A 22,426-nucleotide genomic window follows, 5' to 3' on the forward strand; every position below is an offset into this window, starting at 1 on the left:
TAGTCGGTATTCCTGTACTTTTGTCAGTAAATATAATATTTAATGGCGCTTTTCCTGATGTTACATTACCGGTGAAGTTCGCAACCGGTTTTAGAGGTGCTTTCACTTTTATGTAATTTGCTTTTGTTGTGGTATTATTGCCTTCAGCATTTGTTGCTGTAAGTGCCACCGTATATTTTCCTGCCTTGGAATACTTATGCATTGGATTCTGCTTTGTTGAACTAGTTCCATCTCCAAAGTTCCATTTCCATAACGTTGCATTTTTAGAAAGATCTGTAAACTGCACTGTCAGGGGGGCATAACCACTGGTTACATTGCTTGTGAAATTTGCTACAGGAAGTACTGCTGCGGCAAACTTCTGAATGCGACAATTTCCAAACTCGAGAACATAAACATTGCCAGACGAATCTACAGCAACACCACATGGATAAGAAAATTGCCCTTCATCGCTGCCCTGAGAACCCCACTTGGTAAGGAATGTTCCGCTTCCGTCAAACTTCTGAATGCGATGATTGTCCGTAATCGGCAACATAAACGTTACCAGACGAATCTACGGCAACACCATAAGGACTATAAAATTGTCCGTTATCGCCGCCAGAAGAACCCCACTTGGTAAGGAATGTTCCGCTTCCATCAAACTTCTGAATGCGATCATTGTCCGTATCGGCAACATAAACATTGCCAGACGAATCTACAGCAACACCGCATGGATAAATAAATTGTCTGTTACCGCTGCCATAAGAACCCCATTTGGTAAGGAATGAGCCAATGCTATCAAACTTCTGAATGCGATTATTGTCCTGATCGGCAGCATAAACATTGCCAGACGAATCTACAGCAATACTAGATGGTTCAGTAAATTGTCCATTATCACCGCCATAAGAACCCCACTTGGTAACAAAAGTATAAGATTCAGCATGCGTAACAGAAGCACTCATCAATCCAAAAAACAGTAAAATCAAACATAGTGACGTTATCTTAAAAACATTGGATTGTTGATATTTCATCAAGGATCACTTCCCATATTTGCCGTGGCTGTAACAATGTTAGTTACTGTGTCAATTACAGAGACAGTGTTATTCCCAGTGTTCGTAATATATGCATACGTCTCTGCAGATGAAGCACTTTCCTCAGTAGTTACCGATGCCACAGATGAAACAAAAATTGAAAATAAAATCAGAGCGGCTGATGCTAAGGGTATTTAACTCAATTTTTCGTTAATTTTCATTATCAGACTCCTTGTCTTTAGTTTATTTTTCATATAAAAAATGTTAATATAATACAATTATATCAGTTATTAAACTTTCTCATTTTATTCACAGTTTTATAAAAATCCTCAAAGTAGAGAGAATATATCTATGGAATAATCTAATTGAAGCGGATTAGCTTGAAATAACAGCATTTGAGCACAAAAACGTGAAACGAAGACATTTAAATCCCGGAAACAGTTTAAAAAAAGGTAAGAACTCGGATCGTGAGATTCAGTTATTGAAAATCGTGAGTATGAGAAGGCTCTCAATATTGTAAAACAAGTAGCTAATCCCAAAACTCAAAAATTACTTCTCTTAATCACATACTTTGAATAATCAATCGATTTTCTCATCACAAAAATAGTTCTGAGACTTTATGGATTTAAGAACAAAGTTGTTTTTGGGATAAACTAACTCAATATTATATAAAAATTAGGAAAGAAAACAGACGCTAACAGCACGCAAAGCACTGAAAAATTGCGTCCTTAAGTTATTTCTTGCACGCTTTTTCGCGTTGACAGTTGTTTTGGAATCTATTTTGTTTTTTCTTCACGTTCTGTCTAAATTTAGATTTTTTTAGTTTAAGTTTCAACTTCGTTACTAATTTCTTTTGCCCCGCCGAGATATGGCCTGAGAACCTCAGGGATTTCCACGCTTCCGTCCTCACGCTGGTAGTTCTCGAGTATCGCAACGACAGTCCTCCCTACAGCAAGGCCTGAGCCGTTAAGGGTATGGACGAACTGCGGACCTTCAGGAGTCCTGAAGCGGATATTAGCCCTTCTGCCCTGGAAGTTCTCAAAATTGGAGCACGAAGATATTTCTCTGTATTTTTCCTGTGTAGGCACCCACACCTCGAGATCATAAGTCTTCGCTGCTGAAAAGCCAAGGTCTCCAGTACAAAGATTTACCACGCGATAAGGCAATTTTAAAAGCTTAAGAATTTCTTCCGCATCGTTGGTAAGCTTTTCAAGTTCTTCATATGAGGTTTCTGGCTTTACGAATTTGACAAGTTCAACCTTATTGAACTGGTGTTGACGGATGATGCCTCTGGTATCCTGACCGTGTTTCCCTGCCTCACGCCTGAAGCAGGCAGTATATGCTGTAAGGAAGACAGGCAGTTTTTCAATATAATCATCCATAAAGAGATTGGTTACGGGGACTTCTGCGGTAGGTGCAAGATAGTAACCGTCAGTACATAAGTACATATCATCTTTAAATTTGGGAAGCTGCCCTGTACCAGTCATGGCTTTTTCGTTGATAAGTACAGGTGGAAAAACTTCAATATAACCTTGCCCTGCATGTACGTCCAACATAAAGTTTATGAGCGCTCTTTCGAGTTTTGCGCCCATGCCTTTATAGACTGTAAAACCCTGGCCTGCTATCTTGGCTCCTTTCTCAAAGTCGAGTATGTCCAGCGCTTCTCCTATATCCCAGTGGGGCTTTGGAGTGAATGTGAACTTTCTTGGCTCTCCAACAACCCTTATAACTGGATTATCATTCTCGTCCTTACCTATTGGAGTTGTCGAGGATGGGATATTGGGGATGTTGAGCATTATTTCATGTATCTTTGACTTATAGTCGCGTACCTTCTCATCGGTTTCTTTAATACGACTATTGATGCCTTGCATTTCCTCTATTTTGGATAAGGTATCTTTATTTTCTTTCTTTAGCTTCGCGATCTCACGGGTGACCACATTGCGCTTATGTTTTAGCTCATCACCTTCGATGAGATGTTCCCTCCACGCCATATCATATTTAAGAAGGTTATCTATAAGCTCGGTGCTCATATTCCTATTAATGAGAGCGTGTCTAACTATATCGGGATTGTTACGTACAAATTTAAGGTCTAGCATGTTAAGCCCGAGATATCCTGCATGTAAGAGAATATATATTTTGTGATTTTTTGGGTGTAAAGCTGGTATGGACAACAAGTATGGACAACGACAAAATTAAAAAAGAAGAGAACAAACAGGGAAATATCAAGATAAAAATGAAATTAAAAAAATGTGAAAAATTTAACTGCTTGTAATTGAAATTATCTTACCTATTGGTCGTCTACTCTGTTAGGATTTCAGGCAAGAAGTTTTCCATATGGACTTTCTTCAAAGTAACTGACGAACTGTTCGGCTGTCTCATTAGATTCTCCAGAATCTGAACCCAAAAGCAGCTTTGAAAGACTCGCCTTATTCATATATTCAACCTTTGGTTCCCCTGAAATTCCTCCAAGTTCCGCAGCCTTGTCAATTGCATCATAAAGATTTCCCAAGCTATCCACAAGCCCAAGTTCCTTTGCCCTGGTTCCAGTGTATATGCGACCATCAGCAAGAGCTTTTACTTCACTTTTAGACATGTGGCGCCCCTCAGAAACCTCAGTTACGAAATTCTCGTAGCTTTCCATAACCATGGAGTCAGCATACTCTTTTTCCTCATCAGTAAGCCCTCTCCAGGTGCTTCCCATGTCTTTCATTTCCCCGGACTTTGCAACGTAATAATTTACACCTGTTTGATTATAAGAGGCAGACATATTCTGGAAGACCCAGATCACTCCAATAGATCCGGTATTCGTAGAGGGATTTGCAATAATGTAATCAGTCGGCGCGGAGATATAATATGCAGCGCTGGCTGCAAGGTCCCCCATTGACACAACAACAGGAATTCCTTTCGCCTGAACTCTATTAATTTCTTCTACGATTTCTTGTGCTGCTGCTGGAGACCCTCCAGGACTGTTAATTCGAAGCACAATTGCCTTAACTCCACTATCTGCAGCAGCCTTGTGGATGCTTTCCGTTATTTCTTCAGAAGTCGCATAGCCAAGCCCTTCAGGAACATTTCCTGTAAGTATTGTGCCCTGGATATAGATAACAGCTACTTTCTCCGAACTTCCCAAGCTTCTCCCAACACCGAAATTGGAGGAGATTACCGCAAGACTTACCAGTATAACAGTAACGAGAGCCAGTACAACCAGTAGATAGGGCATCCATCTATACTTTTTTTTCTGTGGATACGGATTGGGATTCATGCTTAAACTCTTGTTTTTAATTTCTTTATTTTCAGAAACTTCAACGTGGATTCCCTGATCAACCATTTTTTCCGGACCATCAGGGACAGAGTCGCCGAAGGAGTTATCGCTCGTACCGTAAGTTCCATTATCAGGGACGGAGCTATCTCTTCCGTTATGAGGACTGCTTTGTAGGCTGTCATCCCCAGATAGATCTTTTGAGTTCGTGCCTTCAGGGTTTATGTTTTCATCGCTCATATAATAAGACCGTATATCTTAGGACCGTATATTTTAGATTTACCGATTTAGTCTGCAGTCTTGATCATTGCTTAAATTTTTAGTTAAATATGTCGATATATAATGGTACCGGGCGATGCAAAAGGTATAACATAGAGGCCATAGAGGCCATCCCAAAACCAACTTTATTCTCAAATAAATGAGAGTTTCATAATTATTTTCATGAGCCGAAGCTCGATTGATTAATCCAAATTCAAAATTTCGAAAAGTAATTTTGAGTTTTGGGATCAGCTCATACAGAAACCCGTAGGCAATAGAATTTACTTAACAGCTCATTTGTCGGAGTTATTATTAATCTGTCTCTACGTCCATCCTTCTTTATATATGATTATTAACTATCCCTCAAATAGGTTACCTTGTAAAACATAGTAGCGAAATAAGTAGCGAAACATATTTCAGAATTGCAACAAACTTTTTCAAAAAAAGTTTGATCAAAAAGAATGAGCGAAATATATTTCAGAATTGCAATCATCGAAGAGGAATATATTCATAAAAAATACATGGAGATAAGAATGCCAGAATCATCCAGTAAACCCGTACTTGTCACCTGTGGCTTGCCTTATGCTAACGGCAAGGCTCATATCGGGCATCTCCGGACCTATGTGCCCGCTGATATTTTTGTCCGTTCCCTGCGAAAGGAAGGGAGGGACGTTACTTTTGTCTGCGGCTCGGACACTCACGGCACCCCTATTGTCGTAAACGCCGAAGAACTAGGGATCACCCCTAAAGAGCTTGTAGAAGTGTATCATAAACATTTTGACGAGACTTTCAAGCAGCTTGGAGTTTACTTTGATGCTTTTGGGACTACGGACGATCCAGAAAATCACAACCGGACCCTGGATATTGTCAACAGGCTGATTGAAAAAGACTATGTGTACCCGAAAACTATCGAAATTGCCTATTGCCCGAAGTGCAATCGTTTTCTTCCTGACCGCTACGTAGAAGGTTCCTGTCCTCACTGCGGCGAAATTGCAAGGGGGGACGAGTGCGATCAGGGATGTGGAAAACACCTTGAACCCGGAGAACTTCTGAATCCTGTCTGCACTATTTGCGGAGGACCTGCCGAGTACAGGCAACAGGAACATTTCTTTTTCAAGCTTTCCAATTTCAGCGATTACCTGATGGATTATCTCTCAAATGACCTTGGAGGAACCATCAATGCCAGAAACTATGCACTTGGCTGGGTAAGGCAGGGGCTTACGGACTGGTGTATTACCCGGAATCTCGAATGGGGAGTAAAATTCCCTGGGCATGATGACCTCGTGGTCTATGTCTGGGTAGATGCTCCCATAGGATATATTGCCTTTACCGAGGAATGGGCTGCAAAAGCCGGAGATTCCTGGGAAAAGTACTGGAAAAATGAAGGGGAAATTGTCCATTTCATAGGAGGAGACATTACCTATCACCACTGTATCTTCTGGCCGGCTATGCTTAAAGGCGCAGATTATTCGGCACCTACAGCCGTTGTAGCTTCAGGCATGGTCAAAATTGAAGATAAGAAATTTTCCAAAAGCCGGGGTAATGTGGTCTGGGTAGGAGAAGATTACCTTGACCACGGCTTCCATCCTGATCTGCTGAGATATTATTTAGCAAGCTATACCTCCCACACAAAGGAGCTGAATTTTTCCTGGCGCGTGCTTCAGGAAAAGATCAATACCGAACTTGTTGCCGTTCTAGGGAACTTCCTGTACAGGACAATGCTTTTCGCTTTCAAGAACTATGGAGAAGTTCCCGAAGGAGAAGTTGAACCTGAGGTAAGGGAAGAGATCGAAAAGGCCCTGAAGGAAGTAAAAACCGCAATGGCCGAATACGAGTTCAAAAAAGCCGTTGATTCTGCAATGTCCCTTGCATCTTTCGGAAATATATACTTCCAGTCCCACGAGCCCTGGAGCCTGATAAAACAGGATAAGGCAGCCTGCGGACAGGTGCTTTACAACTGCCTGCACCTGGCAAAAGCTCTATGCCTCATTTTTGAGCCCGTGACCCCGGAAAGCATGGAGACCGCCTGGAAAGAGCTCGGGCAGGAAGGAGACCTGCACACCACCATGTATGATGATACCCTCGTACCTCTAAAAGTAGGCACAAAACTTGCAAAGCCCAAAATCCTTTTTACAAAGCTCGAAGATGACAGGATTGAGGAAATGGAAGAGATTGCAAACCAGAGGGTAAAAGCCGCAGATGCAAAGAAAACCGCAGGAAAAGGTAACGGGAAAGAGCCCGCCAAATCCGAAGGGATGGAGCCTGCAGAAGAAGCAAAACAAGCCGAAAAAACTGGAGAAGCGGCAAAACCCGCGGAAGAAGGAAAAGAAAAACTTCCCACGATCGAGTACGAAGACTTTGCAAAACTCGACATCCGCGTAGGAAAAGTTTTGCTTGCTGAACCCGTGAAGAAGTCAAAAAAGCTCATAAGGGTTGAGGTTGACATCGGCGAAGAAAAACCAAGGCAGCTTGTTGCAGGCCTTGCTTCTTATTACGCTCCTGAAGAGCTTGTAGGAAAATCTGTAATCGTACTCGCCAACCTGAAACCTGCCAAACTCTGCGGAGTCGAATCAAACGGCATGATGCTTGCAGCCGACAATTGTGCAGATAATATTGTAGCAACCCTGATGCCGGACAAAGAGATAAAACCCGGTTCCAGAATAAGGTAAGATTCAGGAATAAATCGGAAATTACCTGTTTTCATGCCCGCATTCTTACGGGCATGAATAATTTGTATATTTTTGCATTTAACGAACAAATAGCTTTTCTGACAAACTCAGTAATACATATGGATTTCATAGCCTGACAAGTTTCCTTTCCTGACTGTTAAGAAAAACACCTCAAGCTCCATATATCGATCTGAATGGTAAATACATATTATTTATTCGATATCATAACCGAAGTCTTCAACTTTTTCAGTAATTTCCTGCTTGCTAACCTTACAGGGGTCAAAGGTTACCATGGCGATCTTTTCTGAAAGCCGTATGTCAATATTCTCGATACCGTCTACGCCCTCAAGGGCCTTACGCACATTTGCCACACAGTTGTTGCAGTCTACACCTAAAACCTTTAAATTCTCCATCATCTCCCTCCTTATTCATGGATTTGTTTAATCCTCATGTTTCACTCTCAATAATCTCATCCCATTCAGGGTAACCAGAAGCGAGCTTCCCATATCCCCTGCCACAGCTAACCACAGAGTTAACCAGCCTGGAACGACCATCAGAAGAATTAATCCTTTGATTATCAAGGCAAGTGCAATGTTTTGTTTGATAATGCCTAGTGTTTTCCGGCTCAATTTTATCGCGTCAGCAAGTTTTGTAAGGTCATCAGTCATCAAGGCGATATCTGCAGTTTCTAGCGCTGTATCAGTGCCTGCAGCTCCCATCGCGATTCCGACCGTGGATACTGCCATTGCCGGGGCATCGTTGACACCGTCTCCAACCATAGCTACCTTGCCGTGCTTAACAAGAAGTTTCTTAATCGCATCTACCTTGTCTTCTGGTAATAGGTCTGCTCTAAAATCATCGACTCCTGCTTTTGTGGCAATAGCATGGGCAGTACTTTCATTATCTCCTGTGAGCATGATGACTTTTTTAATACCGGCTTTTTTCAGCTTATTAATAGCCTGTCCAGAATTTTCCCTCAATACATCTGCCACAGCTATGAGGCCCAAAATACGTTCCTCGTCTCCTAGCATCATTACGGTTTTTCCTTCATTTTGCAGACGGGAAATCTTATCTTCAACACGTTTCACATCTATTGCCTGCTCAGTAAAGAGTCTGGAATTCCCGATTTGATAAGTCTTGCCTTGAATCGTTGCTTTGGCTCCTTTGCCGGGAATAGCCTCAAATGCTGATATACTAGATATTTCGGCTCCATGTTCTTTAGCGGATTTGACAATTGCCTCGGCTAGAGGATGTTCTGACCGACTTTCAATTGCCGATGCTATTGATAAGAACTCCTTATCGGGGATGCCATCAGTAGGAATGATATCGGTTACCTTCGGCTTTCCTTCAGTAAGAGTGCCGGTTTTGTCAAAGGCAACTACTGACAAAGCCCCGACTTCTTCCAGGTACATACCTCCTTTAATGAGTATGCCGTTTTTAGCAGCGCTCCCAATTGCAGATACAATGGATACAGGTGTGGAGATTATGAGTGCGCAAGGGCACGCTACCAATAGCATAGCCATAGCCTCGTAAAACCACTTCTCGAACGGCTGGCCCAAAGCCAGTGGAGGTACAGCAGCAACCAGGGCAGCCAAGAATATAACAGCAGGAGTATAATATTTCGCGAACTTCTCTACAAATTGTTGAGATAGAGCTCGCTGTCCCTGAGCTTCCTCAACCATGTGAATAATTCTTGATATTGTATTGTCCCTGGCCAGCTTGGTAACTTTGACTTCAAGCGAACCGCGTTCGTTGACCGTTCCTGCATATATTTCATCCCCAGGACGTTTTTCCACCGGAATAGATTCTCCAGTGATTGGGGCCTGATTCACTGTAGAGTAACCAGTAGAGACTTTACCATCCATGGCAATTCTTTCACCTGGACGAACGATAATTGTATCCCCAATCACAATTTCTTTTACGGGTAACGTTATTTCAGTTGCTCCTCGCCTGACCAGAGCCTCATCTGGTGTTAGTTTCATTAAAGACCGAATAGAGTTCCTTGTTTTATCGAGGGTATAGCTCTGCAAGGCATTCCCGAAAGAGAAAAGAAATACAACAGTTGCAGCCTCTTCAAATGAACCGAGTGCCGACGCGCCGATTACTGCTATCGTCATCAGGAAATTCATGTCAAATTCCCGGGCACTAATTAGTAAGGAAATGCCATTTTTGGCTGGTAGAAAGCCGCCCAGAAAGATCCCTGTAAGGAACAGCCCATTTACTATAAGATCCGGGGCGTCCAGCTTCCCGGAAACAAGCCCGGAGATCAGCATAATTAAAGAAATCGCTGTGGGCTTGACGTACTGATTTGATTTCCAGAAACTGGCCGGTTCATTCTTTATCCGATAGCCCTCGTCCACTTTCCCCGAATAACCCATTTTTTCAATCGTTGAAAGGATTTCTGCCACTGGCGCACTATGGACTACCGTCATTTTAGAAGCGCCGAAATTTACTTGTGCAGTCTCGACTCCAGGAACCTTGGCCATGCGTTTTTCCAATTTAGCTGCACAGTCCGGGCAGTCCATTCCTGCGATGCAAAAATCAGTCGTCTGAGAAATTTCGGATAATTTTTGGTCGTCTTCCCGTGCCTCATAACCTAATTTTTTAATCTTGTCTACTACCTGAGTAACACCGGTTTGTTGCGGATCATACTCTACGTTGAGGCTTCCTGATGGGAAAACAAATGTTGCGTTAACTACTCCCAGCATACGTCTAACGGCCTTTTCCACCTTTGCTGCACAATCCGGACAGTCTATACCGGTTACGAGCAGTCTGGATGATACTATTGATTCCATATTTTCTGCCGTCTCGGTCATAACTTCTCCCTCATTCTTCGTGGTTTTTATTCAGTAACATGCTCTAGCCCTTGAGCGAATAATTTCTCGATATGGTCATCATCCAGGGAATAATACAGGACCTTTCCTTCCCTTCTAAATTTGACAAGGCGTAAAGTCCGGAGAATTTTAAGCTGATGAGATACCGCCGATTCAGAAATTCCTATTACAGCGGTAAGGTCACAAACGCAAAGCTCTCTGGTCATTAAGGAAAACAAGATTTTCACTCTTGTCGGATCCCCCAGGGCTTTGAACAGTTCGGCCAGTGAAGCAGCTACATCTTCGTCAAATAAAGCCTGCCGCACTGCTTTTACCGCCTCTTCATGTATACAGTTAATCTCGCATTTGTCCAGTTCAACCACAGCTAGCCCTCGAATTGGAATGATTATTAAATAGCAGAATATATGAACATCTGTTCATATGTACGTGTACTAAAGAATAATTTTAAACTATTAAAGCTTTTGCTTTTTGTATCAGAGACTAAAACTGCAAAACTTGAAATCCTCTTTGCCAAGCTCGAAAATAAAAGATCTCTCTTCGTCATTCACAACAATGTAATCCTTGACAAAAACATTTTTTTCAATAGAGAGAATATTTTTATAGAGTTGCAGCGTATATATAAATATAAAGCAAGTTGGCTAAATGAATCTCCTATTTTCGGTTTTTATTTTTAAGATTCAGTAGATTTAGACCAATTTGTCTTAATAAATTAAAAGCAGGCAGGTATTACAACAAATCGTAAAAAAACAGCCAGTGATTTCGATAACCTATTCATTACAATTAAATAAAGAACAGGAGAATTTTGATGAAACGCCGAAATTTGTTTTCGATACTTTTTACGCTTATGCTGCTTCTTCTGGTTCCAAATCTCGCAGCCGCTTCATTTACTGCAGAAGCTGGAGAAATACCGTACCAGATAAACAGCTCTGATCACATAGTTATTGGTACAGTGAGCAGGGTTGATATGTTTCGTGACCACATGATTGCTACAATTAAAGTTAATGAGTGGCTCTATAACTCTCTGCCCACAAAGACCATAAAAGTAAGAAGTGGAATCGGGACTAATGTAGCGATGTCAACCGAGCCTAATTTTATTCAGAACGAATCAGTACTCTTGATGCTAAAGGATATAAATATAGATCAACAGCTTTTCCATGTTGCTATAGGAGAGCCAGGAAAACACCCTGTTTCTGATAGAGACGCAGTAGTCAAGGAGCTGAAATCTTTGGGTAAGTGGCCGGAAGAAAACCAAATAGAAAATAAAACAAATGAGATAAAACAAATAGAAAATGCAGAATATGTAGAGCAAGAAGAAAATGAAACTGAAAATAAGACAAACGCCACCGGAATCACAGAGAATACAGCAACAACAGGCGAGCAGAAAGAAAGTTCCAATCAGACCCAGAAATCAAACACTATTCCTTTCATGAGTCCTATCAGTGCGATTGCAGTAATGTTGGGGGCAGTCATACACATAAGAAGAAATCAATAAAAACTGCGGAAGAAGAGTTTATGCAAACTTTATAAAAATAGGTAAGAAAAGTGCCGAAAGATTGGTTAGTACATCTACCAACCATATTATCTCTTATTTTTCTCCAGCACCATCTCAAGGTAAGAAGTCCGAATAGAATCTTTTTCCCCAGCACCAAACTGTTTTAGCAATTCAAATAACTTTGCCCTTGAAGTTTCGAGCTCTTTTTCGTTTTCAGCCACGATTTCGACTTCAAGGAATTCCCCGAGTCCTTCGACAGCATCAAGGCAGACGGTAATTTCTCCTGCCCTGAAGACTTCCCTTTTTTTGCGAACTATTCCGGCTTCGGAGAAACCAAGGGCATGCAAGATTTGTATTGTAGTTGTTTCGTCTACAGGAGTTTCGAATTCTTCTCGGGTTTTGGAGATCCCATCGAGTTTGGGGCCTTTGTAGGTTAGTACTGCCTGGCTGTTTAGGGAACGGATCCTGAGTGCCTCGTCGGTTTTCGCAAAATCTCTGTGAGGAGCTGCAAAATAAACATCGGACTGATTCTCAACTCCAAGTTTTACTGCCCCTAACTTTCTAAGAATGGATCGAGCTTTTGAATGGTCTGCTCTGACTTTGACCTCTATTTCAATCATAGTTTTCAGGCATCTCCGGTTAAGTCCGTTTAAATTGACTAAACACTGCTGGCTAAACACATGCACTAAAAATGATATATAGTATTTGTTTGAGGCGGCTCTATCAAGTCTAATGGTGATAAGTTTACTGGGGATAAAAATTCATATAGTGAGTGTCGAACCCATGAAATTGTCCACTCTGATGGACTCGACACAACCCTGGTATTCCTTTACTTTATTGCACGATGTAAAAAACTTAATCCTATAATCGGCATCACAATTAGCCAGTAAAGGAAATGAATTGCTATTAGACCGTCACTAAAAGATGCTTCGTGTGAGTGCCTTGATGAAAGTTCCCATACTGCAAAGAGAAGGGAAGATATAGAGATAACGCTGGCTATAGACGATACTGCAAGATATGCTTTCATCGAGTATGGATGTCTATGCAAAGATAAAAAGACCAGTAACGAGAATGGGGACAGTAACGCCAGAATTGTTATCACGAGGGGGGTTACGAGGTGCCTATAGCCACTAAGAAATTCTTTACCATTAACTTGCCAAAAACTTACGAGAACCAGTAAAGATAGTGAGATGCAAAACGGAACTGCCAAATACCATCTGGGTAGTACTTTTCTTGTATCTAACAAGAAAAGTACAGAACCGAAAAGAGAGATAGTGCTCATTACTTCTAGAAGGACAGCTTCATCGCTACCAGGCAGCAAATAGAATCCATTGGATATAATTGCGACCACAAACATAAAAATAACAGACATCAACGCCATCGCAATTTTTATCCTCATCAAATCGCCTCTCGAAAGTAAAAATAAGATGAGAATTATATAGTGCTTACGTTTTTCAACATAAACTCCAAAAAATAGAATCAGGAAATAAACTTTAAAAAAATGGAATCCGGAAAAATCCGGATCTTTTATGACTCTGCAGGAACGAATTTGGTGCCATAGTAAATCATGCCGCGTTCACCGTCTTCCCCGAGTTTGCGGAATACGGATCTAACCCTCATTCCAATATGAATATTTTCGGGGTCGCCAACTACCTGCGAGGTCAGGCGGGGGCCTTCATCAAGCTGGATTATCGCAAGGGTGTAAGGAGTCTGGTCTTCAAAACCTTCCGCAGCTGTATGGATTATTGTATAGGAAATTATTTCGCCAGTGCCTTTGAACTTGTAAGGCTCAATATGGCCTATACGCCTGCAGTTTACGCAAAAGTTGCGCGGGGGATAGAAATATTCCCCGCATTCTTTACAGCGGGTACCTTCAAGATTATATCTGCTGCCGATACTTCTCCAGAATCTTGGAACGGAAGACATCGTATCTCACCTCTCCCTCGAGAAAATATGCACTACTGCCGTAGCTCCTGACCCTCCTACATTATGGGTCATGCCGTACTCTGCGCCTTCGACCTGACGCTTGCCTGCTTCGCCGCGCAGCTGGGTTACGATTTCTACAGCCTGCTTTATGCCTGTTGCTCCCACCGGATGTCCACAGGCTTTGAGGCCTCCAGACGTATTGACAGGAATTCTGCCTCCTATTGCGGTTTCCCCGTTTGCTGTGACAATTCCGCCTTTTCCTTTTTCTGCAAACCCGAGATCTTCAATTGCGCAAATCTCAGCAATTGTGAAGCAGTCATGCACTTCCACAAGATCGATGTCTTCAGGCCTCAATTTTGCCATGGAATATGCCCGCTGTGCAGCCACCACGGTTGCATCAAGGGTTGTTATATCGCGTCGGTCATGAAGCGCAATCGTGTCACTTGCCTGAGCGGTTGCCCTGATATAAATTGGAGTATCCGTATACTTGTGCGCAATATCCGCTGGGGCAAGTACAACGGATGAAGCGCCATCCGTTATTGGGGAACAGTCAAAAATATGCAAAGGATCGGCTACCATTATAGAGTTCAACACGTCGTCCACAGTAATTCTGTTTTTATACTGGGCAATGGGGTTAGAAGAGCCATTTTTATGGTTCTTTACGGCAACCTCGGCAAGCTGTTCGCTGGTAGTCCCATATCTATGCATGTGCAACCTTGCAATCATTGCATAAATTCCGGGAAAAGTTGCTCCTGTCATCCCTTCCCACTCCCGATCAGCCGCGGCTGCAAGCGCTGAAGATGCCTCCTCAGAGCCGACATCAGTCATTTTTTCTGCTCCTGCTGCAATTACAATATCGTTGTAACCGGAAGCTACAGCCATGATGGCCTGCCTCAGGGCAAGCCCGCCCGATGCACAGGCAGCTTCAACTCGGGTAGCTGGAACATGCAGGTTTTTGGAAAGTCCTGAATAATCCGCTATAAGAGCCCCTATATGTTCCTGATCAATAAATCGACCTCCACTCATGTTTCCTACGTAGAGGGAATCGATTTCTTTTCCACCAACGCCTGCGTCTTCGAGTGCTCCGGCCCCGGCTTCTACCACTATATCCCTAAGGGACTTTCCCCAGAGTTCTCCGAACTTAGTATTCTTTACTCCGATAATTGCTACGTCTCTCATGTTCTTCACTCCGTTTTCATGACCGGCGGATCTTCCCTTTATGTTTGGCGTATCTTGCATAGTCAATGTATATAGGATCTTTAATCAATTCGGAAACCGTCGGAGCCCTGTTTCGGATTTCCTCGATCCTGTCTGTAACCGTTATGCTAAAAGCATCAGACCCTGCACCTGAACCAAAGGCGGTCGCAAAAATCCTGTCCCCTGGTTTTGCCTGATCCAGAGTCGCAGCAATTCCCATAAGGCAGGAACCTGAATACGTGTTCCCGATTTTTGGAACTACAAGTCCCGGAGCAATCTGAGACTTGGTGAAACCCAGGGTTTTTGCAGCTTTGGTCGGGAATTTTCCATTTGGCTGGTGGAAAACTGCATAATCATAATCATCAGGCTTTGTCCCGAGTTTTTCCAGAAGACCTTTTGCGCCGTTAGTCACGTGCTTAAAGTAGCCTGGCTCTCCTGTAAAACGGCCTCCGTGTTCAGGGTAGGGCATTCCTTCCCTTCTCCAGAAGTCAGGGGTATCAGTTGTAAAGGAATAAGTGTCTTCAATAATTGCAGCAATCTCGGATTCGTTTCTCCCAATGAGACAGGCAACTCCACCTGCAGCTGCAGTGTACTCAAGGGCGTCACCTGGGGCTCCTTGGGAAACATCGGCTCCTATAGCAATGCCCAGGTCGATCATCCCTGAACTTACCAGTCCCATACAGGCCTGAACTGCGGCTGTCCCTGCCTTACATGCAAATTCGAAGTCTGCTGCAGTCATGTTTGGGGTCGCTCCTATAGCCTGGGCCACAATTGTGCTTGTTGGCTTTACAGCATAAGGATGACTCTCCGAGCCCGTGTATACCGCCCCAATCCTCTCTGGATCAACCCCGCTTCTTGCCATCGCGTATCTTGCCGCTTCCACAGCTATAGTTGCTGCGTCTTCATCGAGATCAGGAACGGATTTTTCATATACCATAAGGCCACTTTTAAGAGCCTCTGCATTATCGCCCCAGACCCGGGCGATTTCTTCGACTTTTATACGGTATCGGGGAACATAAGCACCGTAAGATACGATTCCAATAGTCATTATTTCCACCTGTTTTTGAGTGTTTCAGGGCATTAGATTTCAGGGGTTTATTCCCTAGCATAGTATTGACTGTATTTTCTCAGTAACTGGACAATCTGGTCAAGATCCATCATAGTTGAGACCAGGGGGATGCGGTCGACTTCCGCCATCTTGACTGCAACAGGCTCGACCTCTTCTTTTCGAAGGCCATGAAGTACCACGGCACCAGGCTTAAGGTTGGTAACTCGGATGGCTACCATTGGGGATTTCCCGGTACTGACCTTCGTAAAGATCATGGCCCTGTCGGTACTCCAGCCGTAGAGCTTCTGAAACTCATGGGAAGAAAGTTCCAAGATTGCTCTCTGGCTGTCAATGACAGAGAAACCGTAAAGAGGCCTTTCAACTCCTTTGTAGACAATGTCTCCTTCGATAACGTTGACCAATTTCGCAAGCTGTATCGGGATCGTATACTCGTATGTTGAGTAAATGGATTTCGTACCGCTTTCGGCATTAAGTATTGACTCGTAAGCGTGAATTTTTTTGCTTCCCCTATCCATATCAATCTCAAGGAGACACCCAACAATTTTTTTTACAATTAGTGTTCCTGGAGACTTTCGTCTTCCGCTTTCATAGTCACTGATAACGGAGGGGGAAACCTTAAGATAATTTGCAATATCGGTCTGGGATATCTCAAAATTCGATCTCCATTTTTTGAGCGACTCTCCCGGTTTTTCCGAGAGGGTTATATCTCCAGCCATTTTTTCTGCCAGACGGTTGCGCAGATTTTCTGAGGATTCATTAGATGTCATGACTCACGTACCCTAAGAGGAAACATTACCATATATATCTAACGAATATGAATTCGGCAATTGTCGCATAACTTCTGTTCAACTTACTGTGATGATTCTCACAAAAATTTATAATACTTGTAAAAGAATTAGTATTTGATGTCAGCCGATTCGTCCAGTCAGGAGATAAACGTCTCGGATCTTGTTCTATATACTAACTGTCCGAGAAGAGTATACTTTGCCAGTCGAGGCTTTGAATTGTTTTCAGAAGTGACGGCATCCAGGCTCGAAAGAATAATCCTGAAAGAACTCTCCCTAGATTACCCCGAAATTGTGAAGGAGTGTTCGTTAAATGCCGATAATATATATAAAAAGCTTGAAATTTCCCTGGCAAAGGTATGTACGGACCTCCCACTCCTGTTTCCGCGGGAACTTGCGGATGTTACGAGTGAGATTTTTGAGGACGGAGAAGCGCGGGCACGAGCTAAAATCCCTGAAATTGCAGCCAACCTGCTGGGGGCACTTGAAGAATACGGGAAAGAGCCTATGCTTGCGGCACTCACGCCTGTTAAAACCGAGCCATTTCTTTCCTCAGAAAGACTTAACCTTAAAGGTATTCCCTCCAAACTGGTCTGCTTTGAAGGTACGCAGGTTCCGTCAATTTTAAAGCCTGGAAGCTGCCCTGAACAGGGAGTATGGGCTTCGGACCGGATACACGCTGCAGCTTTTATCCTTCTTCTTGAAGCCGAAAGTGGAAAAGAAGTTCCTTTTGCCTTTGTAGAGTATGTAAGTTTTGGACTACTTCGTAGGGTAGTTGTTCGAAGCTCGGATAGGCGGGAAGTTCTCAAAATCTGTAGAGAAGTGGAGAAAATTAAAGCCGGATTCATGCCTGAGAGAAAAGAAGAGAAGTTCTGCAAAGAATGTAATTTTTCAGAACACTGTATTTCAGATTCTTCCCTTATGTCGAAATTTTTCTGAGTTGGAATAAAGGAAAAAGGTTTAGCATAAAAATAAAAGGATTCAGAAAAAGAAACCAGAAAAGGAAGGAAAAACAGAAAAAGAAGCGAATTTGAGATACGAAGCTTCGGATTTAACTCTATATAAAGGCCGTATTTTTAACGTAAAAGCTCCACCTTGAACCCTTTTTTCGAGCCTACCGCAGTATTATATAAGCCAGCTGCAATACGCCCTATGAAGTATCCGGATACCCCATAAAATATAGGTAGACTGAGTACAGCCCATTTCCCGAAAATCAAGGAAAAAATTCCGAATTTTTTTGGCATTGAAATCCCCATAAAAGCAGCGATTGTTGTGAAGAATCCGAAAACGAAACCCATTGTTCCATAAAGGATTGTAAGGATTTTCCCGAATCCGGCTGAATCAATTTCTTTTATGACTACCATGATATTCCCCAATAACTCATATTTTTTGCAATTTATATAATTATGGTACTATTATTTTTGAATCTGAAAGATAAATATCTCTAAGTACAAGTACTCAGAAAATTATTCTGGTAAAGTAGAGAAAATCTGAGGAAAAGACAAAACTTTTTAAAGGAATTTTTGATCAAATTTTGTTTTAAAAACTTAAGTCAAAACTTTTTAAAAGGAAACCTCTCTCAATCTGCTTGACAAGTCCAGAAAACGCATAATAAAAAATAAATTCGTTATTTAGGAACGGTTATTGAAGGTGGATCCATCTTCGCAGCAAGTTTCGAGACATTAGAACGGAATAATACTTTGTTTGAAGTTATAATTCCATTTGATCCTTTATTATTTATTTTTTTAGCAGGAACTCCAGCAATAGAAATACCTTTTTCATAAAATGATTTGTTTACAACAGAGTTTGCCCCAATTGCAATATTATCAGCTATTGTAATGTTTCCAAAAATTTTAGCGCCTGGCCCAATGTATACATTATTTCCGATTTGTGGTGCCGAGATATCGTCCCTATTGGATCCTATATTAGTACAGGCATGTATTCTGCAATTCTCTCCAATCCTAACATCCTTATTTATGACTATAGTTCCCCTATGGGCTATGCATAAACCGGGACCAAAAACGTTTAGTGGAATAGTAAACCCCAGATGGATACTCATAGTGTGATATCTGTACAATATATAGTTTAAATATAATTTAGAAAGTAGAGACTTTTTACAATTATTATAATATTCGGCCTTTCTTAATAATCTCTGAAATTTCCATATATCATCGCCAATTAATTTGGGCCTTTTATAATTTTTTCCGCATGCTAATTTATCTGCTTTAATATAAAAATCATAGTCTGCTTTTGATTTGATAATAAATAGCCCCCCTTAATGAATATAGTTATTAGAAATTTTCTATATGGCAAACTAGAGTTACAAATGTATTCAATTAACCTAGTTAACTCTGACACAAAGATCAAAGTCTTCAGAAATTGTAAAGGAATTAACTGTGCATATTTTATTACATACACGTGAATTAATATAAATTTTTCCCAAAATATTTAGAAAATCTTTTAGAATTTTCTGGGTTTTTACGTGACAGCAGTTTTCATCTGTTAAAAGAAAGGCGCCGTTACTCAAAAAATCATTAACGAAATATCGAGAAAATATGAGAGAAAGACAAAACATTTTAAAGGGATTTTTGATCAAGCTTTTTTTTAAAAAGATTGAGACAAAATATTCTAAAGGAATTTTTGATCAAGCTTTTTTTAAAAAGATTAAGACAAAACCTTTTAAGGGAGAACCTCTCTCAATCTGCATGACATGTCCAGACCAGCATATCTTGGAAAAATGCTTCTGCACTGGTGTGAGGCCTGTAATGTGCCTGTGTTAGGGAAAAAGTGCGGATGCGGTAAAAGTACAAAAAAAGTTGAGGTCACTCCTCCAGGGGATATCCGCCCAGCTTTTAATTATGATATAAAACGCATAAACTCGGTTTCGGAAAAACAGTTCAATGCGCCCCTTATACCCGATGGGCACCTTGTAGTGCTAAATAAAGCTCCGTATGAAGACCGCATGGACGAAATTATAGTTGACGGGAAAGTGCTTGCATCTCTCAGATTTGAAATTGAGAGTTGTGAATGGGTCCTGCTTCCCAGGCTCGAAGGGGCAAGAAGGCTTTTCCAGGGCAGGGATAGAAAAGCCCTGAAAAAATGGGTTGTTATCGAGCAGGCAGTTGTGCCTTTTATTTTGGAAAAGGGAGCAAGTATTCTGGCACCTGGGGTTCTTGATGCCGATCCTGATATCAAAAAAGAAGACGAGGTAGTTGTGCTGAACCCTACAGGAGAGATAATCTGCTGTGGGCGAGCCCGAATGTCAGGAAAGGAGATGTGTGAGGAAAACCGCGGGAATGCGGTAAAACCGCGCTGGAGCGGGAAGCCAGAGACTCAAAAAACGAAATCCGGAGGGCAGACCTGGGAAGATGCCATAAAAGCCAACGAAAAGATCCTGGACAGTATGATAGAAAAATCCCATGCTTTCATAAAAAATGTTGCAGGAAGCATGGATCTGAAAGTAAGCGTATCTTATTCTGGGGGTAAGGATAGCCTTGCTGTGCTCCAGCTAGTTAGTGAAAGCCTTGATGATTATGAGATTATGTTTGCAGACACGGGGCTTGAGTTTCCGGAAACCCTTGAGAACGTCAAGCAAGTCGTTGAGCACTATGGAAGAAAAATCAGGACCTCAAGTGCAGGAGAAGCTTTCTGGGATTCGATAAGTGTTTTTGGCCCCCCTACCATGGATACCCGCTGGTGCTGCAAGATCTGCAAACTCGGGCCGATTACCCGGTTAATTGATGAGAACTACGGAAGCGGATGCCTTAGTTTCATAGGGCAGCGCCAGTACGAATCTCACGCTCGTTCAATCAGCAAGAAAATCTGGAAAAATCCCTGGGTGGGAAATCAGGTAGGAGCATCCCCTATACAGGAATGGACAGCCCTTCATGTATGGTTTTACCTTTTCAGGACGAAAGCCCCCTATAATCCGGCTTATGAGAAAGGATATGACAGAATGGGATGCTGGCTCTGCCCGTCTTCTTCCCTTGCCGACTTCTTCCAGCTTGAAGAAAGCCATCCCGAACTTGCAAAAAAGCTGAACTCCCATCTCCTAGCCTATGCCGAAAAAATGGGGCTCTCTCCTGAGTGGGTAAAGTATGGCTTATGGCGCTACAAGCGGTATCCTCGGGTGCTCCAGGAACTTGCCAAGAAAAAAGGAATTTCTCTTCTTCCATCCCAGAAGGCCCCAAAAGAGCTTAATTTTGAAGTGGCTACAGGATACAGGCCCTGTAAAGCAGGAGGAATGTCTGCTGACGGAAGTTTTGGGCAGGCAATTGATATAGAAACCCTGAAAGAAAGCGGAATGCTTTCCCCCATCGGAAAGGCTTCTTTTATAGAGGGAGCTGCGTCAGTCGCTTTTGGGGAATCCAGGGCACAGGTCTTTGCCTCTGGGAATGTTAACGGGAGAAGCGAGAATGAAAAAGAGCTAAAAAAACTTATGAAAATTGTTGAATTCTCGGTAAGAAGGTCCTTGCTCTGCCAGGGATGCGGAGTTTGCGTGGGCCACTGTGAGCACAACGCAGTTGAAATAAAGGAAAAGAAGGTTAGGATTAAAGAAAATTGCATTCACTGCGGAGTATGTATTGAAGTCTGTCCGCTTGTTAAATTTATTTAAATTTTTACAGTTGACACGAGTTAGAACTGTAGTACTTTGCAGAAAGAAAAACGAGGACTCAGATAGAAGTAAATGTAAAAATTCAAAAAGGCAAACTTAATAATCAAAAAGGCTTTTCTGGCCCATCCTTTTCTGGAGTTCCCCTACCCTGACTCCTACACGCCTGAACTCCGTCCGGCTTTCCGAAAGAAACTCGTCCAGGATTTCGCGAGCTACCTCGAGAAGGGTTTCTTTTGAATAGGCCGGATGGTTTAATGTACGGCTTTTTGTATACATTCGGAACTTTGAGTTTATGACCGTAACGGTTACAGTCCTGAAGGAAAGCCCCCTTGAATCGAGTTTTGAGATTACATCCCCTGCCAGCCTTTCAAGTAACTGAGAAATAGGGGTAATGTCAAGGGTATCTTCAGGCAAAGTTGCAATTCTCCCTATCTGTTCGGAGCCTTCCCTTTCTTTCACGGGAGAATCGTCGATCCCTACTGCAGCCTGTTTAAGCCAGATTCCCCTGGCTTTTCCGAAAGTGGAAATCAGGTCGATAACATCGTGTTCAGCAAGGTCTGTTATGGTGACTATGCCCATTTCCTGCAATTTTTCTGCGGTTACATTCCCTATCCCCCAGAGTTTTGACACTTTAAGGGGCCAGAGAAAGCTCTCGAGTTTATCCGGACTTATAACTGTAATCCCGTTGGGTTTCTTTACAGAGGAAGCCATCTTGGCAATAAGCTTATTTGGACCTACCCCCACAGAACAGGTCAACTTCTCCCTATCTTTTATTTCATTCTTAATCTGGATTCCGGTCTCAAAGGCCAGGCTAAAATCCCCACCTGCTTTCTCGGTAATTTCCAGAAATGCTTCATCTATACTGATCTGCTCAAATGCTTCTCCGGTCTCCCTGGCATCCGCATAACTCCTGAGAATTTCCATAACCCGGTCCGAGACCGAAGTGTAGAAATCTTTTCGGACAGGCAGAAAAACAGCTTCAGGGTTCAGTTTCTTTGCCTTCGAACAGGACATGCCTGCTCTGATCCCCGACTCTCGCGCATTATAATTGCAGGTACTTACAGCCCCACTTAGCCCGCTTCTTCCAGAGAGCATGCAGACCACAACGGCTTTTCCCTGAAGTTCAGGTTTTTCTCGTTCTTCAATGGCTGCATAAAAATAGTCCATGTCCACATGGAGAACAACACGTTGCATCGAAAAAAATATGTCGGGAAGATTTGTATAATTATCTCTCAAACTTTAGAAACAGAAAAGTACAAACCATAACACATAAGAAAGATAACTTCATTACTTGTAACACTATTTTTAAAAAAGT

General features: G+C 42.3%; 22 protein-coding genes. 5 read left to right on the forward strand and 17 right to left on the reverse strand.

What is annotated here, in order from left to right; all coding sequences use genetic code 11:
• From BP621_RS17285 to BP621_RS08820, 3 genes are all read right to left on the reverse strand, one after another.
• A partial coding sequence (locus BP621_RS17285; protein WP_349682061.1) for a PKD domain-containing protein occupies positions 1-532 on the reverse strand: 532 nt, incomplete at its 3' end.
• On the reverse strand, positions 492-1,007 hold the full coding sequence (locus tag BP621_RS08815; protein WP_292389223.1) for a hypothetical protein: 516 nt from the start codon (positions 1,005-1,007) through the stop codon (positions 492-494). The genes BP621_RS17285 and BP621_RS08815, both read right to left, overlap by 41 nt.
• A complete protein-coding gene (locus BP621_RS08820) occupies positions 1,007-1,063 on the reverse strand; it encodes a hypothetical protein (RefSeq protein WP_292389303.1) in 57 nt (18 codons plus the stop codon). Before BP621_RS08820 ends, BP621_RS08815 begins: the two co-directional genes overlap by 1 nt.
• On the opposite strand from BP621_RS08820, the gene BP621_RS08825 reads away from it, so the two are divergent.
• The gene (locus tag BP621_RS08825) at positions 1,044-1,205 is read left to right on the forward strand and encodes a hypothetical protein (RefSeq protein ID WP_292389309.1); all 162 of its coding nucleotides are present in this window, start codon (positions 1,044-1,046) and stop codon (positions 1,203-1,205) included. The genes BP621_RS08820 and BP621_RS08825 overlap by 20 nt on opposite strands.
• A 626-nt stretch (positions 1,206-1,831) precedes the next feature.
• On the opposite strand, the gene serS is transcribed toward BP621_RS08825, so the two are convergent.
• Both serS and sppA read right to left on the reverse strand, forming a co-directional pair.
• On the reverse strand, positions 1,832-3,103 hold the full coding sequence (gene serS, locus BP621_RS08830; RefSeq protein ID WP_292389225.1) for a serine--tRNA ligase: 1,272 nt from the start codon (positions 3,101-3,103) through the stop codon (positions 1,832-1,834).
• Between the two features lie 218 nt (positions 3,104-3,321).
• Positions 3,322-4,506 (reverse strand): signal peptide peptidase SppA, encoded by a 1,185-nt coding sequence (gene sppA / locus BP621_RS08835; protein WP_292389226.1) that lies wholly within the window; start codon positions 4,504-4,506, stop codon positions 3,322-3,324.
• 539 nt (positions 4,507-5,045) lie between these two features.
• Here sppA and metG point away from each other — a divergent pair.
• Positions 5,046-7,193 carry a methionine--tRNA ligase gene (gene metG, locus BP621_RS08840; RefSeq protein WP_292389305.1) on the forward strand — a complete coding sequence of 716 codons (2,148 nt, stop codon included), beginning with the start codon at positions 5,046-5,048 and terminating at the stop codon, positions 7,191-7,193.
• Positions 7,194-7,405: 212 nt separating this feature from the next.
• Here the strand turns inward: metG and BP621_RS08845 are convergent, their stop codons facing one another.
• From BP621_RS08845 to BP621_RS08855, 3 genes are read right to left on the reverse strand one after another with little or no spacing between them, the layout of a single operon-like run.
• Positions 7,406-7,606 (reverse strand): heavy-metal-associated domain-containing protein, encoded by a 201-nt coding sequence (locus tag BP621_RS08845; protein WP_292389227.1) that lies wholly within the window; start codon positions 7,604-7,606, stop codon positions 7,406-7,408.
• 27 nt (positions 7,607-7,633) lie between these two features.
• Positions 7,634-10,009: a heavy metal translocating P-type ATPase gene (locus tag BP621_RS08850; RefSeq protein WP_292389229.1), complete on the reverse strand. Its 2,376-nt coding sequence runs from the start codon at positions 10,007-10,009 to the stop codon at positions 7,634-7,636.
• A gap of 26 nt (positions 10,010-10,035) precedes the next feature.
• The gene (locus BP621_RS08855; protein WP_292389231.1) at positions 10,036-10,389 is read right to left on the reverse strand and encodes an ArsR/SmtB family transcription factor; all 354 of its coding nucleotides are present in this window, start codon (positions 10,387-10,389) and stop codon (positions 10,036-10,038) included.
• 443 nt (positions 10,390-10,832) lie between these two features.
• On the opposite strand from BP621_RS08855, the gene BP621_RS08860 reads away from it, so the two are divergent.
• Complete coding sequence (locus BP621_RS08860; protein ID WP_292389232.1) at positions 10,833-11,519, forward strand: hypothetical protein; 687 nt, start codon at positions 10,833-10,835, stop codon at positions 11,517-11,519.
• A gap of 86 nt (positions 11,520-11,605) precedes the next feature.
• Here the strand turns inward: BP621_RS08860 and cyaB are convergent, their stop codons facing one another.
• The 6 genes from cyaB to BP621_RS08890 form a co-directional block, all read right to left on the reverse strand.
• Positions 11,606-12,139: a class IV adenylate cyclase gene (gene cyaB / locus BP621_RS08865; RefSeq protein WP_292389234.1), complete on the reverse strand. Its 534-nt coding sequence runs from the start codon at positions 12,137-12,139 to the stop codon at positions 11,606-11,608.
• A gap of 209 nt (positions 12,140-12,348) precedes the next feature.
• Positions 12,349-12,918 (reverse strand): hypothetical protein, encoded by a 570-nt coding sequence (locus BP621_RS08870; RefSeq protein ID WP_292389235.1) that lies wholly within the window; start codon positions 12,916-12,918, stop codon positions 12,349-12,351.
• A 128-nt stretch (positions 12,919-13,046) separates the two neighbouring features.
• Positions 13,047-13,445 carry a Zn-ribbon domain-containing OB-fold protein gene (locus BP621_RS08875; protein WP_292389236.1) on the reverse strand — a complete coding sequence of 133 codons (399 nt, stop codon included), beginning with the start codon at positions 13,443-13,445 and terminating at the stop codon, positions 13,047-13,049.
• 6 nt (positions 13,446-13,451) lie between these two features.
• Positions 13,452-14,624: a thiolase domain-containing protein gene (locus BP621_RS08880; RefSeq protein WP_292389238.1), complete on the reverse strand. Its 1,173-nt coding sequence runs from the start codon at positions 14,622-14,624 to the stop codon at positions 13,452-13,454.
• Between the two features lie 16 nt (positions 14,625-14,640).
• Complete coding sequence (locus BP621_RS08885) at positions 14,641-15,690, reverse strand: hydroxymethylglutaryl-CoA synthase (protein WP_292389239.1); 1,050 nt, start codon at positions 15,688-15,690, stop codon at positions 14,641-14,643.
• A 47-nt stretch (positions 15,691-15,737) separates the two neighbouring features.
• Positions 15,738-16,478 carry a helix-turn-helix domain-containing protein gene (locus BP621_RS08890; protein ID WP_292389241.1) on the reverse strand — a complete coding sequence of 247 codons (741 nt, stop codon included), beginning with the start codon at positions 16,476-16,478 and terminating at the stop codon, positions 15,738-15,740.
• 138 nt (positions 16,479-16,616) lie between these two features.
• On the opposite strand from BP621_RS08890, the gene BP621_RS08895 reads away from it, so the two are divergent.
• Positions 16,617-17,435 (forward strand): CRISPR-associated protein Cas4, encoded by an 819-nt coding sequence (locus BP621_RS08895; protein WP_292389242.1) that lies wholly within the window; start codon positions 16,617-16,619, stop codon positions 17,433-17,435.
• Positions 17,436-17,572: 137 nt separating this feature from the next.
• Here BP621_RS08895 and BP621_RS08900 read toward each other — a convergent pair whose 3' ends face one another.
• On the reverse strand, positions 17,573-17,860 hold the full coding sequence (locus tag BP621_RS08900) for a hypothetical protein (protein ID WP_292389243.1): 288 nt from the start codon (positions 17,858-17,860) through the stop codon (positions 17,573-17,575).
• A gap of 263 nt (positions 17,861-18,123) precedes the next feature.
• Positions 18,124-18,555: a serine O-acetyltransferase gene (locus BP621_RS08905; protein WP_292389244.1), complete on the reverse strand. Its 432-nt coding sequence runs from the start codon at positions 18,553-18,555 to the stop codon at positions 18,124-18,126.
• A gap of 651 nt (positions 18,556-19,206) precedes the next feature.
• On the opposite strand from BP621_RS08905, the gene BP621_RS08910 reads away from it, so the two are divergent.
• Complete coding sequence (locus tag BP621_RS08910) at positions 19,207-21,111, forward strand: phosphoadenosine phosphosulfate reductase family protein (RefSeq protein WP_292389246.1); 1,905 nt, start codon at positions 19,207-19,209, stop codon at positions 21,109-21,111.
• A 96-nt stretch (positions 21,112-21,207) separates the two neighbouring features.
• Here the strand turns inward: BP621_RS08910 and dinB are convergent, their stop codons facing one another.
• Entirely contained in the window at positions 21,208-22,305 is a 1,098-nt protein-coding gene (gene dinB / locus BP621_RS08915) for a DNA polymerase IV (protein WP_292389248.1), read from the reverse strand.
• Positions 22,306-22,426: the final 121 nt, after the last annotated feature.

Source organism: Methanosarcina sp. UBA5 (assembly GCF_002505485.1).
Classification (GTDB): domain Archaea; phylum Halobacteriota; class Methanosarcinia; order Methanosarcinales; family Methanosarcinaceae; genus Methanosarcina.